This is a genomic window from Butyrivibrio sp. M55 (genome assembly GCF_900116865.1).
Taxonomy (GTDB): Bacteria; Bacillota; Clostridia; order Lachnospirales; family Lachnospiraceae; genus Butyrivibrio.
In genome coordinates this window covers 217,296-233,235 of the sequence record NZ_FPCD01000005.1, presented here as the reverse complement: position 1 = coordinate 233,235, position 15,940 = coordinate 217,296, and the positions used below count along the sequence as shown (strand labels likewise).

The 15,940-nt window shown below is 41.3% G+C and carries 12 protein-coding genes; all 12 read left to right on the top strand.

What is annotated here, in order from left to right; genetic code table 11:
* Window position 1 precedes the first annotated feature (1 nt).
* Window positions 2-1,795 (top strand): HAD-IIIC family phosphatase, encoded by a 1,794-nt coding sequence (locus BM398_RS08450; RefSeq protein WP_330390568.1) that lies wholly within the window; start codon window positions 2-4, stop codon window positions 1,793-1,795.
* A 61-nt stretch (window positions 1,796-1,856) separates the two neighbouring features.
* Window positions 1,857-3,743: an asparagine synthase (glutamine-hydrolyzing) gene (asnB, locus tag BM398_RS08445; RefSeq protein WP_092337277.1), complete on the top strand. Its 1,887-nt coding sequence runs from the start codon at window positions 1,857-1,859 to the stop codon at window positions 3,741-3,743.
* 71 nt (window positions 3,744-3,814) lie between these two features.
* Window positions 3,815-5,305, top strand: a complete 1,491-nt coding sequence (locus tag BM398_RS08440) for an MBOAT family O-acyltransferase (protein ID WP_242949790.1) — start codon at window positions 3,815-3,817, stop codon at window positions 5,303-5,305.
* Window positions 5,306-5,364: 59 nt separating this feature from the next.
* Window positions 5,365-6,549, top strand: a complete 1,185-nt coding sequence (locus tag BM398_RS08435) for a hypothetical protein (RefSeq protein WP_092337275.1) — start codon at window positions 5,365-5,367, stop codon at window positions 6,547-6,549.
* 154 nt (window positions 6,550-6,703) lie between these two features.
* Window positions 6,704-7,576: an alpha-1,2-fucosyltransferase gene (locus BM398_RS08430; protein ID WP_092337274.1), complete on the top strand. Its 873-nt coding sequence runs from the start codon at window positions 6,704-6,706 to the stop codon at window positions 7,574-7,576.
* Window positions 7,577-7,613: 37 nt separating this feature from the next.
* Window positions 7,614-9,413 carry an ABC transporter ATP-binding protein gene (locus tag BM398_RS08425; RefSeq protein WP_092337273.1) on the top strand — a complete coding sequence of 600 codons (1,800 nt, stop codon included), beginning with the start codon at window positions 7,614-7,616 and terminating at the stop codon, window positions 9,411-9,413.
* A gap of 62 nt (window positions 9,414-9,475) precedes the next feature.
* Window positions 9,476-10,519 (top strand): alpha-1,2-fucosyltransferase, encoded by a 1,044-nt coding sequence (locus BM398_RS08420; RefSeq protein WP_092337272.1) that lies wholly within the window; start codon window positions 9,476-9,478, stop codon window positions 10,517-10,519.
* A 10-nt stretch (window positions 10,520-10,529) separates the two neighbouring features.
* Window positions 10,530-11,291, top strand: coding sequence for a DUF5672 family protein (locus tag BM398_RS08415; RefSeq protein WP_242949788.1), 762 nt, complete (start codon window positions 10,530-10,532; stop codon window positions 11,289-11,291).
* A complete protein-coding gene (locus tag BM398_RS08410; protein ID WP_092337271.1) occupies window positions 11,288-12,328 on the top strand; it encodes a glycosyltransferase family 2 protein in 1,041 nt (346 codons plus the stop codon). Before BM398_RS08415 ends, BM398_RS08410 begins: the two co-directional genes overlap by 4 nt.
* Before the next feature lie 3 nt (window positions 12,329-12,331).
* Window positions 12,332-13,285, top strand: a complete 954-nt coding sequence (locus BM398_RS08405) for a glycosyltransferase family 17 protein (RefSeq protein WP_092337270.1) — start codon at window positions 12,332-12,334, stop codon at window positions 13,283-13,285.
* A gap of 5 nt (window positions 13,286-13,290) precedes the next feature.
* A complete protein-coding gene (locus BM398_RS08400) occupies window positions 13,291-14,448 on the top strand; it encodes a hypothetical protein (RefSeq protein ID WP_092337269.1) in 1,158 nt (385 codons plus the stop codon).
* A complete protein-coding gene (locus tag BM398_RS08395) occupies window positions 14,441-15,940 on the top strand; it encodes a DUF3329 domain-containing protein (protein WP_092337268.1) in 1,500 nt (499 codons plus the stop codon). The genes BM398_RS08400 and BM398_RS08395 overlap by 8 nt, the downstream gene beginning before the upstream one ends.

The following is a 15,940-nucleotide window of genomic DNA, read 5'->3' as shown; positions in this document are numbered from 1 at the left end:
TATGATGAAAGAACTGGAATATCCCTTTGACAACAGTTACATAATGAAAAAGTCCAAGTCGATAAAGAAGGCGCTTCTTGCTGACGGCTCGGACAGGATAAAGAAAAAGATAGCGGTGCTCGGAGGTTCCACAACTCACGATATCATTAGAATTCTGGAGCTCTTTTTGCTTAACTATGATATAGAGCCTGTTTTCTATGAGTCGGAGTACGGACAGTACTGGCAGGATGCCATGTTTCCTTCGGATGAGTTAAAAGAGTTTGCTCCTGACATTATCTTTATCCACACAAGTAACAGGAATATTACCGATTATCCTACTATGGATGACAGCGAGGCAGCGGTACAGGATAAGCTTGATAATACATTCAGGCACTTTGAGACGATGTGGCACAATCTGCATGAACTCTATCATTGTCCGATCATCCAGAATAATTTCGAGGCGCCTTTTTACAGGCTTATGGGAAACAGGGACGGATATGACATTCACGGAAGGCTTTCTTTTATCAACAGGCTTAATCTCATGTTTTCCGAGTATGCAAGAAAGGCTTCGGGAGATGAAGGAAGCTTTTTTATAAATGATATAAATTATCTTTCAACCTGCTACGGACTTGATGCATGGTCAGATCCTCTTGCATGGCATATGTACAAGTATGCGCTCTGCATTCAGGCTATACCTACGCTCAGTTTTAATGTGGCAAATATAATCAAGTCGATTTACGGAAAGAACAAGAAGGGACTTGTTCTTGACCTCGACAATACACTGTGGGGCGGCGTTGTAGGCGACGACGGTCCCGACGGAATCGAGATAGGACAGGAGACCAATCTTGGTCAGGTTTATCTTGAATTCCAGAATTATATCAAGGCTCAGAAGGAGCTTGGTATCGTGCTAGCGGTTGATTCCAAGAACGATGAAGAGAATGCGCTTGCGGGACTTAATCATCCCGACGGAGCGCTTAAGCCCGATGATTTTGTATTTATAAAGGCAAATTGGGAGCCGAAGAGTGAGAATATGAAGGCAATCGCTTCAGAGCTCAATGTGCTTCCCGAATCACTTGTCTTTGTGGATGACAATCCGGCTGAGAGAGCGATTGTTACGGGACAGATTCCTAAGGTGAATGCGCCTGAGATTGATACTCCCGAGCACTATATTAGAATTCTCGATCACTCGGGATTTTTTGAGACAACATCCATTTCTGAGGATGACAGGAAAAGAAATGAGATGTACATGGCAAACAGGAAGAGGACAGAGCTTCAGGAGAGCTTCAAGGATTACAGCGAGTACCTTAAGTCTCTTGAGATGAAAGCTGTCATAGCTCCTTTTGAAAAGATGTACATTCCTAGGATTGCCCAGCTTACAAACAAGAGCAATCAGTTTAATCTTACAACAAAGAGATATACTCCCGATGATATCGAGAAGACCGCAAACGACAGCAGTAACATCACTCTTTACGGCCGTCTTGAGGATAAGTTCGGGGATAACGGAATAGTTTCGCTTGTAATAGGCAAGCAGGATGGCGAAGAGCTTCATATCGACCTCTGGCTTATGAGCTGCAGAGTTTTGAAAAGAGATATGGAATTTGCCATGATGGATACGCTTGCAAAGAAAGCAGGTGAAAGAGGTATTAAGACTGTTTACGGATATTACTATCCGACAGCCAAGAACAAGATGGTCAAGGACTTCTATTCGCTTCAGGGATTTGATCTTGTGAAGGAAGATGAAGAGGGGAATAAGACTTACAAACTTGATCTTACGGGATATATTGACAAAAACAACGTCATTGACGTGAACAATTGATAAGAAGCTTTGTCGGCATTGTCGCCGGCGGAGAACTTTATCAGACATCGATGGAGACATTATGTGCGGAATAGCAGGACTTATCGGGTTTAGAGGCGACCTTAAGGAAAACATCGGGAAGATGAACCACAGGATGCTTCACAGAGGCCCCGACGACGAAGGGATCTATATAAGTGAGAATGGAAAAGTGGCGCTTGGACATAGGCGCCTTTCTATTGTGGACTTATCCAAAAAGGGTGCTCAGCCCATGATGTCACATTCCGGACGAAAAGTTATCGCATATAACGGCGAGATATACAATGCATCCGTGGTAAAAGACAAGCTTATCGCGGAGGGTAAAGTTACTGAATTTAACGGATCTTCCGATACAGAGATTCTTATAGAATCGATAGATGCTTACGGCATGGAAGAGACTTTGAAAATGTGCAAAGGAATGTTCGGAATTGCCGTCTATGATATGGACAAAAACACCGTCACTTTTGCAAGAGACAGAGTCGGAGAAAAGCCTTTGTACTATGGAAATGTTGGCGGAGCTTTTGCATTTGCATCGGATATTGGTTGCCTTCGTGTTATAGAAGGCTTTGATAATGAGATAAACACAGAGGTTCTCGATATTTATTTTACAGAAGGATATATTCCGGCACCCTATACGATTTACAAGGGCATTTATAAGCTTGAAGCGGGATGTATCATGACCGTAAATGTCGACGATCTTTCTTCCGAGACAAAGAGCTATTTCTCGATGACGGAAACTGCAGTAAAAGGGCAGAGCAATCTTTTCAAGGGAAGTAAGGAAGAGGCGGCTGAAGAACTTGAGAGACTTCTGAAAGAATCGATAAAAGGTCAGATGGTTGCCGATGTTCCTCTGGGAGCTTTTTTGTCAGCGGGAATAGACAGCAGCACGATCGTTGCGCTCATGCAGTCCGTTGCTCCCGGTAAGGTAAGAACATTTACCGTAGGAATGGAAGATAAGAAGTTCAACGAAGCCGAGCAGGCAGGCGAGATAGCAAGACACCTCGGAACAATTCATACCGAGGAATATATAACAGAGAAGGATGCAAAAGAAGTAATTCCGCAGCTTTCCTTTATGTTTGGTGAGCCTTTTGCGGATTCTTCACAGATTCCGACATATCTTGTTAGTAAGATGACAAGAAAGCACGTTACCGTATCGCTTTCGGGTGACGGAGGAGATGAGCTTTTTGCGGGATACAGATCCTATGAGTCTGTTGAAAGAGTGTGGGGTAAGGTTGGAAAACTTCCGTACTTTATAAGAAAACCCGCATCAGTTCTTATGCTTAACAGCCCTTATTCAAAGAGCGTGGCGGGAATGGCTAAGTCTATGTACATGGGAGCGAAAGGCCCCGGAGATGTTCACAGGCTTGAGCATGAGGGTGATCCTATTGTAAAAAAGATTGCGCTCAAGAACGGAGCAAAGTCTCTTTCATACAAATATACCGAGATGGATACGAACCTTCTCGCAGATCCTTGTCACAATGCGATGCTCATGGATATGCTTGTTTATCATCCGGATGACATTCTTGTCAAAGTCGACAGGACGGCAATGGCGGTTTCTCTTGAAACGAGAGTACCGATGTTGGACAGGGATATACTTGAATTTGCGTGGAGCCTTCCAAGGAATTACTTAAGAGAAGGGAATGTCGGAAAACAGGTTCTTCGAAACGTGCTCTATAAGTACGTTCCCAAGGAGATGGTCAACAGGCCGAAAAAAGGTTTTTCGATTCCGATAGACAAATGGCTCCTTGATGATAAAATAAGGCAGTGGGCAGAAGCTCTTCTTGATAAAAATAAGATAAGGCAGCAGGGTATACTTGACCCCGATGTTGTCGAGAAAATCTGGACCGACTTCACACAGCGCGGAATTTACAGGATACAGATATGGTATATTCTTATGTTCCAGCAGTGGTATGAGAAAGAATATATGATTTAGGTTTATTTATGAGTATAACTTCGTTTTATTTTCTGTGCTTTTTTGCACTGGTGTTAATTGCATATTATACGGTGCCTCTTTTGTTTAAAAAAAGAGGTCAGTGGGTGGTGCTCCTTGTTGCGAGCGTCATCTTCTATTTGTTTTCTTCAAAGGGAAACTATGTACAGATCATATTTCCGCTTGCAGCCTCGTTTACGACATGGGGACTTTTAAAGCTTTTGTCCCAAACGGGCGAAGAAGAGCTTGCAAAAAGAAGGCTGATTCTTTTTGCGGAGCTTGCGGTTCTTCTGGGAATACTTATCGTATTTAAGTTCTATAAGTTCATAACGGGGGGCGGTATTACACCTCCTACGGGACTTTCATTCTATACTTTTATTCTTTTGGGATACTTTATTGAAGTTTATAACGGCATCGGAGTCAGAAGAGACAGTCTTCTTGAGACAACGCTCATTGGTATGTTCTTTCCGCTTGTGGTTCAGGGACCTATTATAAAAACCCGTGAACACAGTGGGCAGTTGTTTGAATATCACAAAGCTGATTTTAAGAATCTTACATTCGGAGCTCAGAGAATGCTTTGGGGCTTCTTTAAGATGCTTGTTATATCACAGAGACTTCACACTGTAGTTGATGAGATCTATGCAATTGATGCGGAGTACTCGGGAGCATATATCTGGCTGGGTACTGTGTGTTTTGCGTTTGAGTTATATACGAATTTTTCGGGTGGAATAGATATTGTGATCGGTTTGTCCGAGATGCTTGGAATCATTCTTCCCGAGAACTTTACGACGCCTTTCTTTGCTAAGAACATAAGCGAATATTGGAGAAGATGGCACGCTACGCTCGGAATCTGGATGAAGGACAATGTCTTTTACCCGCTTCTTCGTACCAAGATGATAATGGGGCTTGGAAAAACGCTCAAAAAGATCTTTGGTAAAAAGAAAGGAAAGCAGTTCACCACCTACGTTGCAATGTTTATCCTGTGGTTCTCGGTTGGTTTATGGCACGGTGGAGAGGCAACGTTTGTTATAGGTTCAGGTCTTTTGCACTGGGCATATATCGTGCTCGGAGAAGTGACGCTTCCGTTCTTTACATGGCTTTTTGAAAAGAAGATGCACATCAATATGCAGAGTAAATTTGCAAACGGATTCAGGGTTGTGAGAACATTTTTCTTTGTATGCATCGGAGACTTGTTTTTTAGATCAAAAAGTATTCCGCATGCGTTCGGATTACTTAAAAGAAGTGTGTGTGCGTTTAATCCGCAGATTTTTGTTGACGGTAGTTTACTGAATCTGGGACTTAGTATTTATGAGTGGGGAGTATTGCTTGTATCACTTGCTGTGCTCATTACGGTTTCTACTATTCAGTATAAGATGGAGCTTTCGCGTGACGGTAAGATCACAGGCAGCAGGTTTGAAGGATATTCAAGCTTAAGGGAGTACATTGCATCCAAGAAGCTTGTGATCAGGTGGATTGTGTATCTTGCGCTGTTTTTCACCGTGCTTTTACTCGCTGAGTACGGACCCGGATTTAATCCTGCGGATTCGATTTATGATGATTTTTAAAAAGGATTTAGTTATAGAAGTGCCTGTTATTGATTTATAAGGATTTTAGATAAAAAACTATGAGTAAGAAACAGATATGTAAGATAATAATTTTCATAGCGGCGGTCATGTGGCTTATCCCTCATATTACCTACTGTATCAGGACCAACGGTGATGCGAAGGATAGGTTTGTGGGTTTTTATGCGGAAAAGAAGAATACGATAGACGCTGTAGTTATCGGTTCAAGCCCTGTTCCTTACTGTATCGCGACACCAAGGATCTATGCTGAGATGGGAATAACCATGTATCCTCTTTCTACAAACATGCAAAGACCCGTTGCGGCAAAGTATCTTGTGGAAGAGACATTAAAGACACAGGATCCCGATCTTTTTATTTTCGAAATGAAGATGTGGAAGTCGGAAGACGAGAATCTTATCAATGCGGATAGAGGTAAGAATATGGGACATACCAGGGAAGTTACCGATAATATGAAGTATTCCCTCAACAGAATTCGTGCCATAAGCGCGATGGTTAAGCCGGAAAATGCCGAATACGATGATGATGGCAAAATGATTGCGGACTATAAGCCTATTAACTTTTATTTTGATATTTTCAAGTATCATTCCAATTGGAAGACGCTTATAATGTGGAGTCAGTTTCGTACGTTTTTCTATGAATATCCCGATGATCTGAAAGGTTTTACTCCTTCTGATATGGTTGGTCCTGCAGAAAAAGAGAACTGTCACAGTGTTACGGATGTAGAGAAGATGCCTCCGGAGCAGGAAGAGTATTTGGCAGATCTTATTTCATGCCTTAGGAAGCATAATAAGGATGCGCTTTTTATTATCGTTCCGTTTACCGTAAGCGAAGAGGAGCAGAAGAAAATCAATTACATCAGGGATTATGTGACAGAGAGAGGCTACAATTTCTTGGATATGAATCAGCATCTTGATGAGATTGGATTTGATGAGGCTACCGATTACAAGGACGGCGGAACTCATGTGAATATTGTCGGAGCAGACAAAGTGACGGCTTGGTTTGAAGAATACCTGTCAGAGAATTATGTTCAGACCGGCAAACTCGGTAAGCACGACAGAAGACACGGCCGCAGTTACAATTCCTGGAAGAAGTCCTACGACCTCTGGATTGAAGAACTCTCCCGCGATGAAGATAAGATCCGCGAAAGAATAGCGAACGGAGATTATTGGAAGCTTGAAGGGAATGAAGACGCGGAAGATGCCGGCGAGGCTGCTGCAGAAGGCTGAGATGATAATATAGGTTTTAAGATACAGCTCTTGATTTACTTACAGGGGCTGTATTTTTATTGCATATATTTGAGAATAAACGCATTCTAGGTTATAATGATGTAGTGTATGCAATAAATTAGATGCTATACAGGGAGCTTCAATCGGAGGGTGTATGATTATCATTCAACTTAAGGGCGGTCTGGGTAACCAGATGTTCCAATATGCGCTGTATACAGCACTGAAAAACAGAGGCAAGACCGTAAAGATTGATGATGAGACGGGATTTGTAAATGACAAGCTCAGAGTTCCGGTTCTTTCGGGATATGGCATAAATTATGATAAAGCAACAAAGGATGAGATTGTCGCACTTACGGATTCCAAGATGGACATTTTCAGCCGTATCAGAAGAAAGCTTACAGGCAGAAAAACATTCAGGATAGATGAAGTGTCGGGAAGATTCGATCCCAGGATACTTGAACTTGAAGATGCCTATCTTGTGGGATATTGGCAGAGTGATAAGTATTTTGCAGAAGAGAATGATATCAGGGATATCAGACATGCTTTTGAGAAGAGACCTCAGGAGCTTATGAGTGACGCAGTAAGCTGGTCCGTGCTTCAGCAGATTGAGTGCTGCGAATCAGTCAGCCTTCATGTCAGAAGAACCGATTATATTGATGCGGAACACAAGCCGGTTCATAATCTGTGTTCTGAAAAGTATTACAAAGATGCGGTAAATAAGATTATCAAGGAATACCCTGACGCAGTATTCTTTATCTTTACCGATGACAAGAAGTGGTGCAAGGAGCATTTCAAGGGACCCAATTTCAATGTTGTGGAACTTGAAGAGGGCGAAGGCACCGATATAGCCGAGATGATGCTTATGAGCAGGTGTAAACACCACATTATAGCAAACAGCTCTTTCAGCTGGTGGGCCGCATGGCTTAATGACACACCGGATAAGCTAATACTTGCTCCGTCCAAGTGGATAAACAATAAAGACATGGACGATGTCTACACGGACAGAATGACAAAGATCGCGATCTAAATAATACAAAAGAGGAAGACAAGAAAACGTACAGATTATGAGTAACACCGATAATAAAAAAGTCAGTTTATTTTCAAAACTCAGATATATATTTGATAGAAAGCAAAAGGGACAGTTGGTTGTATTGGCTGTCCTTATACTCATTGGGGGTATTTTTGAGACATTCAGCGTTTCAATGATGATTCCTGTTATGTCGGGAATTATAGACCCGAACGCTATGCAGGATGTTATCGATCAGTACAGTGTGCTGAGGCACATTGTGGAGTTCTTTAATCTCGGCGTCGATGCCGAATTTGCCAAAAAACTTGCAGTGGCAATGATCGTTTTGTTTTTGGTCAAGAACGCATATCAGATATTTCTTATCCATAGGCAGAATACGTTTATAACGCGTGCCAGAAATGACATGATCAGCAGGGTTATGAGAGAGTTCCTTAACAGACCGTATGAGGACTATCTCGGAGCCGATATTCCCACTGTTTTCAGAATAACAGACAGTGATATTCCAAGAACATTTACGTTAATGTTGTCACTCTTATCACTGTCAACAGAGCTGATCGTTTCTATAGGTCTCGGCGCGGTAATACTTATCATGAATCCTATGATGACTGTCATCTGCGTGACTGTTTTTATTCTTTTGACAATTTTCAATACCAAATTGCTTAAACCAAGGCTTAATAAGATTGGAAGAGAGAATCAGGAGACGCAGTCAAGAATTGCAAAATGGCGACTTCAGGCAATATACGGACTTAAGGATGTAAAAGTACTTAACAGACAGGATTTCTTTATAAGGAATTACTATGAATCCGGAAAAGTTGGCGCGGATCTTGCAAGAGACTATGCCGTTATGAACAATATTCCAAGAATCCTTATAGAGACTATGTTTGTGACGGTTATTCTGGTATATATCTTATATTCGATGTTAACAAAAGGAAATCCGAAGGATGTGTTTGTACAGATGGGAGCAATCGGACTTGCGGCAGTTAGGATCATGCCTGCCGTAAACAGGATAAACACGTACCTTGCTGAGATTGCTTACAACCAGTACAGCCTTGATTTTGTTTATAATAATCTTACCGATTCAATGAAGATGGACAAGGCGATGAGAGCAGAGAGAGCTGCAATCGCAGGTCCTGAGCTTCATTTGGAAAAAGAGATTGAGATAAAAGATATCACATTTGCATATCCCGATGCTGAGACAAATATATTCAGCGGGGCAAATATGATTGTTCCAAAGGGAAAATCAGTCGGTATTATCGGACCTTCGGGCGCAGGTAAATCAACTGTTGTGGATATTATCCTCGGCCTTTTGCATGTGCAGAGCGGTGAGATTCTCTGCGACGGAAGCAATATATTCAGTAACTACGATTCATGGCTTGCGCAGATAGGTTATATTCCTCAGACAATCTACATGGTTGATGAGTCTATAAGAGAGAATATCGCATTCGGTATAGATGCCGACAAGATTGATGAAGACAGAATATGGGAAGTTATGGAAGAAGCCCAGCTTGCTGATTTTGTCAGAAGTCTTCCCGAAGGACTTGATACCAAGATTGGTGACAGAGGTGTGAGACTTTCAGGCGGACAGAGACAGCGTATAGGAATCGCGAGAGCTCTTTATCATAATCCTGAGATACTTGTGTTTGACGAAGCTACAAGTGCTCTTGATAACGAGACGGAGGCTGCCGTTATGGAGGCTGTCAACAGTTTCCACGGAAAGAAGACAATGATCATCATAGCCCACAGACTCAATACTATTGAGAACTGCGACATCATCTATGAGGTTAAGGACGAGAAGATCACGAAGACTACTCTCGAGGGTAGAAACGTTATTCATTGACAGTATGTCGCTTTGCTTGCACTTATGTGCATTAGGGCGGTACACCGGAAGGAAAACAGTTTATGATCGGAACAGAATTTATAAAAGGATACGGACTTGGAAATCAGCTCTTTTTCTACGTCGTAACAAGGTGTATGGCTGAGGAAAAAGGTGTGGATTTCGGTTTCATAAATCCCGGTCAGGTGGGAAATGTTTTTCACTCAAACAAGGGAATGTACTTTATGGACATTGATCTTGGAACAGAGATACCGCCTGAGGACAGAGATAAATATACAATCTTTAATGAGCAGGACGATCGCCTTTACATGGGCAATTCAAGGCACGACATGAGTAACGGATGTTACATAAGCGGTGCGGACAAAAGACTTTTTGAGATTGAGGACAATACTCTTATCTACGGAAATCTTCAGGATGAGAGTTACTTTGAAAAATACAGGGACAAGATAAAAGACTGGCTCAAGGTTAAGCCCGAGGCAGAATCATATGAGTATACAAGTGATGACCTCTGCATCATCAACATAAGGGGCGGCGAGTATACGAATCATCCTGAGCTCTACCTTGACAGAAAATACTTCTTAAATGCGATAGAGCATATGAAGAAGATCAACCCGGATATGAAGTTCATGGTGGTGACCGAGGATGAAGAGGCAGCAAGAAAAGTGCTTCCCGAGTACGAATGCCATCATTTTGATATGGGAAAAGATTACGTTACCTTGAAGAATGCGAGATATCTGATCTTGTCGAATTCATCTTTTTCCATAATGCCGGTGCTCTCAAGTACTGAGCTTAAGTATGCGATAGCGCCAAAGTACTGGGCAAGACATAATATCTCGGATGGTTTCTGGTCTTCAGAGCAGAATATATACAGTTTTCTTCATTATCAGGACAAAAAAGGCAGGATCTTTGAGGCGGATGAGTGCCGCAGGGAACTTGAGGAATATAAAAAGAGATCGGCGCTTTATGCGAGAAGAAATGTAAGACCCGGCAAGATAAGATTCTTTTGCCAGATAATCAGAAGAAAGAGCCTGTACGGTGCCTTTTACCTAAAGAAGATTATCAGAAGTCTTGAGAAGAGAGTAGGTCTCATCAAGAGATATCAGTATTAAGAGGAACAAAATGGAAAAGAAGATTAAGCTCCCTCAGGTTACGCTCTGTGCAATGACGAGTGTCAACGTCTATGAGACTGTGCAGGCGCTTAAATACAGCATGAGGGAAATCGAGTTTGGAGATGTTGTTCTGGTGTCGGATAAAAAGCCTTTTTATCTGCCAAAGAATATCAGATTCAGCTATACTTCAAAGCTCGACAGTATCGATAAATTCAATTACAAAATGGTCTATGAACTTAAAGACCACATAAATACAGATTTTGTGTTGCTTGTTCATGCGGACGGATTTGTTATTCATCCCGAGAACTGGAACGATGAGTTTCTTGAGTATGACTACATCGGCTCTCCCTGGCCGCTTCCCAAGAACGATTATGCTTACAGGGACAGCAAGGGCACGATATGCAGAGTCGGAAACAGTGTGTCCATAAGGTCTAAGAGACTTTTGGAGTTTCCTTCCAAATACAACCTTAAGTGGGAAAGAGTTGACGACGGATTTTACAACGAAGATATTTTTATTTGCTGTCATTCCAAGAATGCGATGGAAGAAAAGGGATTTAAGTGGGCACCTTTTGAACTTGCGCTTACATTCGGAAGAGAGCATCCGCTGCCTGAGAATAAGGGCATAGAGCCGTTTATCTTCCACAAGTGGTGGGGTGAAAATGCGGATTATCCCAGATTTTACAGCCCGAAGAAGCGTTTTAAGATGGCTGTCAGACCGTTCCTGTTTTGGAGAAAGACCAAAAAGTGGAAAGAGGAGCATAACATCACATGATCTTTTCAATCATAGTTCCCGTGTGCAACGGTGAGAAGTATATCCGCGAGGCGGTTGATTCTGCGCTTGCACAACAAGTAAATAGCGAGGATATGTTTGAGATCATTCTTTCCGAGAACGGTTCGAGTGACAAAACTCCTGAGATATGCGATGAATATGCCGCTGCGAACGATAATGTTTCCGTCATCCACAAAGGAAAGATAGGACTTTATCAGGCAAGGCAGGAGGGAATAAAGGTCAGCAAAGGCGACTATATTCTTGCTCTCGATGCGGATGATAAGCTTGTTCCGGGAATGTTGTCAAAGCTCGCAGGCCTTATCAGGGATTATGAGAAAAAAGGAAATGCTCCCGAGCTGATTTTTTTCAATGCGACAGAGCTTGACGGCGATAATACAAGGCTTAAAGATTTTTCTTTTACAAGTGGAAAAATCTACAGCGGAGATGAGAAGAGGGCTTTTAAAGAGCTTGTACTAAAGGGTGATTACCTGAATGCCATGTGGATAAAGTGTATTCACAAGAGCATTGCGCTTATAGATGTTGAGAGAATCGGGCTTAACTACGGCGAAGATCTTTTGCAGACTGCGGAGTATGTCGACAGAGCCGACGGGATAGCCTACATAGATGAGATTCTCTATTATTACAGAAGAAACGAGCAGAGTCTGACTGCAAGTTATAACAAAGCTTTTCTTGATAACCAGAAGATCGTTTGGGGAGAAATCGACAGAATGGGCGATAAATGGGGGCTTACAGATCTCTTTGATGTTCTTGATAAGAGAAAATCCCTTACCTGTGCCATTGCGGTGGCAAAGATTGTTTACTCAGGATTGTCCTACGGGCAGAAGAAGAGCAAGCTTTCGGAATTGTTTTCAGATGATTTTTACAAAAAGTATTCTGAGACGGATCTTCCGTGTTTTGCGCCCGAAGAGGACATACACGTTCATAGTCTTATGACCGTAAACGGCGGAAAGAATCTGTATAGAGAAGCTTTTGTAAGTACTGTTAAGACTGCGATCAAGAGGATTGTAGGTAGGAGATAACAGATGGTTTATGATTTAATACCATTTTTCAACGAACTTGATATATTAAAGCTTAGGCTTGGAATTCTTGATAAGTACGTGGATAAATTCATTATTGAAGAAGCTACGGTGACTTTTTCGGGAGAGCCCAAGGAACTTTGTTTTGATAAGAACAGAGAGCTTTTTAAGGATTATCTTCACAAGATAGTTTATATAACCGTTGATGATACGCCTATGGATATCTCAACGCATGAAAGAGATTATTATCAAAAGAACTGCTTAAAACGCGGACTTGAAGAAGTGGGTGCGACAGCGGATGATGTGCTTATCTTCGGAGATGTCGATGAGATTCCGAATCCGTTTGTTCTTGAGAATATCATAGAAAATTTTGACAAGAACAAGGTTTATCATCTGGCTCAGAGAAACTTCTATGTATACATGAACATGGAGGAGAAGTCGGGAAAGCTTTTATCCATAACGGGAGAGTTTCCTGAGATAGCTGAAAAAGACAGAAAGTGGCTCGGAACCAAAATCACATCACTTGATAATATACCTAAAGAAGGCATTGTAAGGCTTCGTGATATCATTCCGGTAACGGATGAAAGGTCTGTACGAGTTGCGGACGGCGGATGGCATTTTGGATATATGGGTGGCTACAAAGAGACCAATCCCGCAAAGAGGATAGGAATCAAGGTTAAGGCTGCAGCACATCAGGAGCACAATGACAAAGAGGTTCTTGCGGAGACCATGGATCACTTGGTTCTCGGACAGGATATTTTCGGCAGAGCAGCGAAGTTTGAAAGAGGCGAGGTAGACGAGACTTATCCCGCATATCTTCTTGAGCATATGGATGAATACAGGCATCTTGTAATGCCTAAGATTACAGCCGTATCAAAGCTTTATCACTACTTGGATATTACGGCGGGAAGATTTATGAGAAAAGCTTTTCGCAAGATAAAAAGAATTCTTAGCAGGTAGATAACATGAACTTTTTAAGTGAAGAAAAAAAGGCTAAACTTAGTGAAGTTTTATTTTACGTTGCGCTCAGCATTGAGCTTGGTATAATGCTGTTGGATAAGAGTGAGCTTTCTTTGCATAATTTATCGACCTATGTTTTTTATGTTACCTTTGCTATTTCGGTGGCTGTAGTGTTTCTTATGAAGCATGAAAAAAAAGAATGGATGATTTTAGGGGCGATATTTGCATTTTCTTTTATTTGTTGGAGAATCACCAGACGTAACGACATCTTAAGATATACGGTGTTCTTGATGGCAGCAAGGGATGTTGATGTAAAGAAGGTGATGAAATATATTTTTTATGTTTCAACCGCAGGATTTTTGCTGTTGGCGATTTTGTCAGCAGTAGGAGTGCTTGGCTGCGTGGCGTTGCCACCTCAGGATTTCGGGAGGGATCGTATAGAAACCAGATATGTGTTTGGTTTTGGTCATCCCAATGACTTTTACTCGTGTGTATTTATATTTGTTTTGCTATGGGTGTGGAATTATGGCGAAACAGCTATTTTGCTCCAATGGATAACAGTATTTGTTTTAGATGTTGTTGCATGTATTCTTTCGCAAAGCAGAACAGGTTTTGTAATTAGTATTGTAACTTTCGTCGCGGGATTATTAGCTGGATATATAAAGAAACTCAGAGACAGTAAAACCGTATATATGCTTACAATGTTTATTACCCCTTTTTTATGCATGGGCTTTTCTGTTTGGGCGGCTGCTGTATGCAGTAATATAGAGAATAATGTAATGCTGTGGCTAAACAGCCATCTTAATGACAGAATAATAAATCTGTATTATGACAGTGAGAAGCATGCAGGATATATTGGGACATGGAAGCTTTTTTCCGATATGTCAAGTGATAGGAATTTTGACATGGGGTGGGTAAAGCTCTTTTACCAGTATGGAATTATTCCGGGAATTATTGTTGCAGCAATTATTGTCATAGTGATAAGTATTTGCTATAAGAAAAAAGATATCTGGACTTTGATAATAATCTTGTCGCTTTCTATATATTCGATTGTTGAGGGAATATTTGTATCAAGGTTCATTGGTAGGTTGTTCATACTCCCTGTAATAGGAGTTTATCTCGGGGAGTTTGTAAGAGGAAAAAGGATAGAGAATAATGTCTGAAAAGAGTAGGAAAAAAGTTTTTTATATATTGATGGCGGTAGCCTGTTTATCGGTAATGATCTACGCGTTTCTTACGCCTAATATGTCGGATGATCTGATTTATTGGCATCGTGACGACTATGGAGTTAAGCAGGCAAAGAATTTTTTTGATCTGTTCAGACTTGAGTATATGCACTATGTAGACCATACCGGACGAAGTGTTGCTCATTTTTTACTCAGAGTTTTTTTGTTCATGGGACCAAAGTGGATATTTAATGTAGTTTCCGCACTTGTATTTATGATTCAGTCACTTCTTATATATGCAAGCATTGAGATGAAAAAGAAGTATGACGTCAGAGTATATGCGATCATAATATGCTTTTTGTGGATATTTGATCCTGCTATCAGCGATACGGTTTTCTGGGAAGATGGCGCGTGTAATTACCTGTTTACAACGACTATAATCCTTGGATTTATCACATATTTCAGGAAGTGCATGATTCAAGAAAAGAAGAATTCCATAAGGCTTATGATCACAATGGCTATTATGGGAATTCTTGCAGGATGGTGCAATGAGAACACATCAGGCGGAGCCATATTGTTTATAATGATGTTGCTTTTCCTTAAGTGGAGAGATAATAAGAGTTTTTCTTTTGTTAAGCCGTGGATGGTAAGTGGCTTCGTTGGAAGTGTTGTCGGATTTCTTATAATGTTTTTGGCTCCCGCAAATTTTTCCAGAAAAGATGGTGCGGCATCAAAAGAAGCGCATTCAGGTGTTTTGGGCATTATGGCGCGTTTTCTTAAGATGGTCTTGAATGTAAAGAATAATTATCTGATTCTTGTTCTAATGTTTGTAGTTCTTTTGATAATTATTCGCAGTATTTGTGTAACAAAGGAAAAGTACGTTGAAGTTACATCATTTATGAAACTTATAGGATTTGTTGCACTTGCTACGGTACTTTCGCTTATTGCAGTACCTGACGGACCGCAGCTTCGAGCTTATTACGGAGCAGGAATCTTCCTGATGATCGCTGTTATCAATGGATTGGCGGTCGTTATGAATATGACAGATCTGACAGCTTCTGCTGTGAATGATAAGATTGAAAGAATGTTACAGGGGTTATATTCTTCAGCAATTATTGTTATGATGGTATGCTTATCATTTGAATATATTGAATGCGGGGCACTTGTTTCGCGAGTTTTCAGAGAGTACAGTGAGAGATATCTGTATCTTGCAGAACAGGCGGCAGCAGGCGAAACCGATGTTGTAGTTCCGATACTCAGACCGGACTGGAAGTGCAGATTTACTGAAACGGCATATAATAACGATATTTTGCTCGGTGACGGATATCCGCCCGACGTAGAAAATAAGGATGAAGAATATAGTCCAAATTATAATATTTATGCATGTCATTATGGACTAGACAGTGTTATCGGAGTTGAGAGGGATGGATGGTCGGATTATCCGGAATATTCATTTTGTGACTATATAACATTGAACATAATGAAATAA

Coding starts and splice junctions, on each gene's coding strand:
- BM398_RS08450 (WP_330390568.1), top strand. CDS start 2: ATGATGAAAGAACTGGAATATCCCTTTGACAACAGTTACATAATGAAA.
- asnB (WP_092337277.1), top strand. CDS start 1,857: ATGTGCGGAATAGCAGGACTTATCGGGTTTAGAGGCGACCTTAAGGAA.
- BM398_RS08435 (WP_092337275.1), top strand. CDS start 5,365: ATGAGTAAGAAACAGATATGTAAGATAATAATTTTCATAGCGGCGGTC.
- BM398_RS08430 (WP_092337274.1), top strand. CDS start 6,704: ATGATTATCATTCAACTTAAGGGCGGTCTGGGTAACCAGATGTTCCAA.
- BM398_RS08425 (WP_092337273.1), top strand. CDS start 7,614: ATGAGTAACACCGATAATAAAAAAGTCAGTTTATTTTCAAAACTCAGA.
- BM398_RS08420 (WP_092337272.1), top strand. CDS start 9,476: ATGATCGGAACAGAATTTATAAAAGGATACGGACTTGGAAATCAGCTC.
- BM398_RS08415 (WP_242949788.1), top strand. CDS start 10,530: ATGGAAAAGAAGATTAAGCTCCCTCAGGTTACGCTCTGTGCAATGACG.
- BM398_RS08410 (WP_092337271.1), top strand. CDS start 11,288: ATGATCTTTTCAATCATAGTTCCCGTGTGCAACGGTGAGAAGTATATC.
- BM398_RS08405 (WP_092337270.1), top strand. CDS start 12,332: ATGGTTTATGATTTAATACCATTTTTCAACGAACTTGATATATTAAAG.
- BM398_RS08400 (WP_092337269.1), top strand. CDS start 13,291: ATGAACTTTTTAAGTGAAGAAAAAAAGGCTAAACTTAGTGAAGTTTTA.
- BM398_RS08395 (WP_092337268.1), top strand. CDS start 14,441: ATGTCTGAAAAGAGTAGGAAAAAAGTTTTTTATATATTGATGGCGGTA.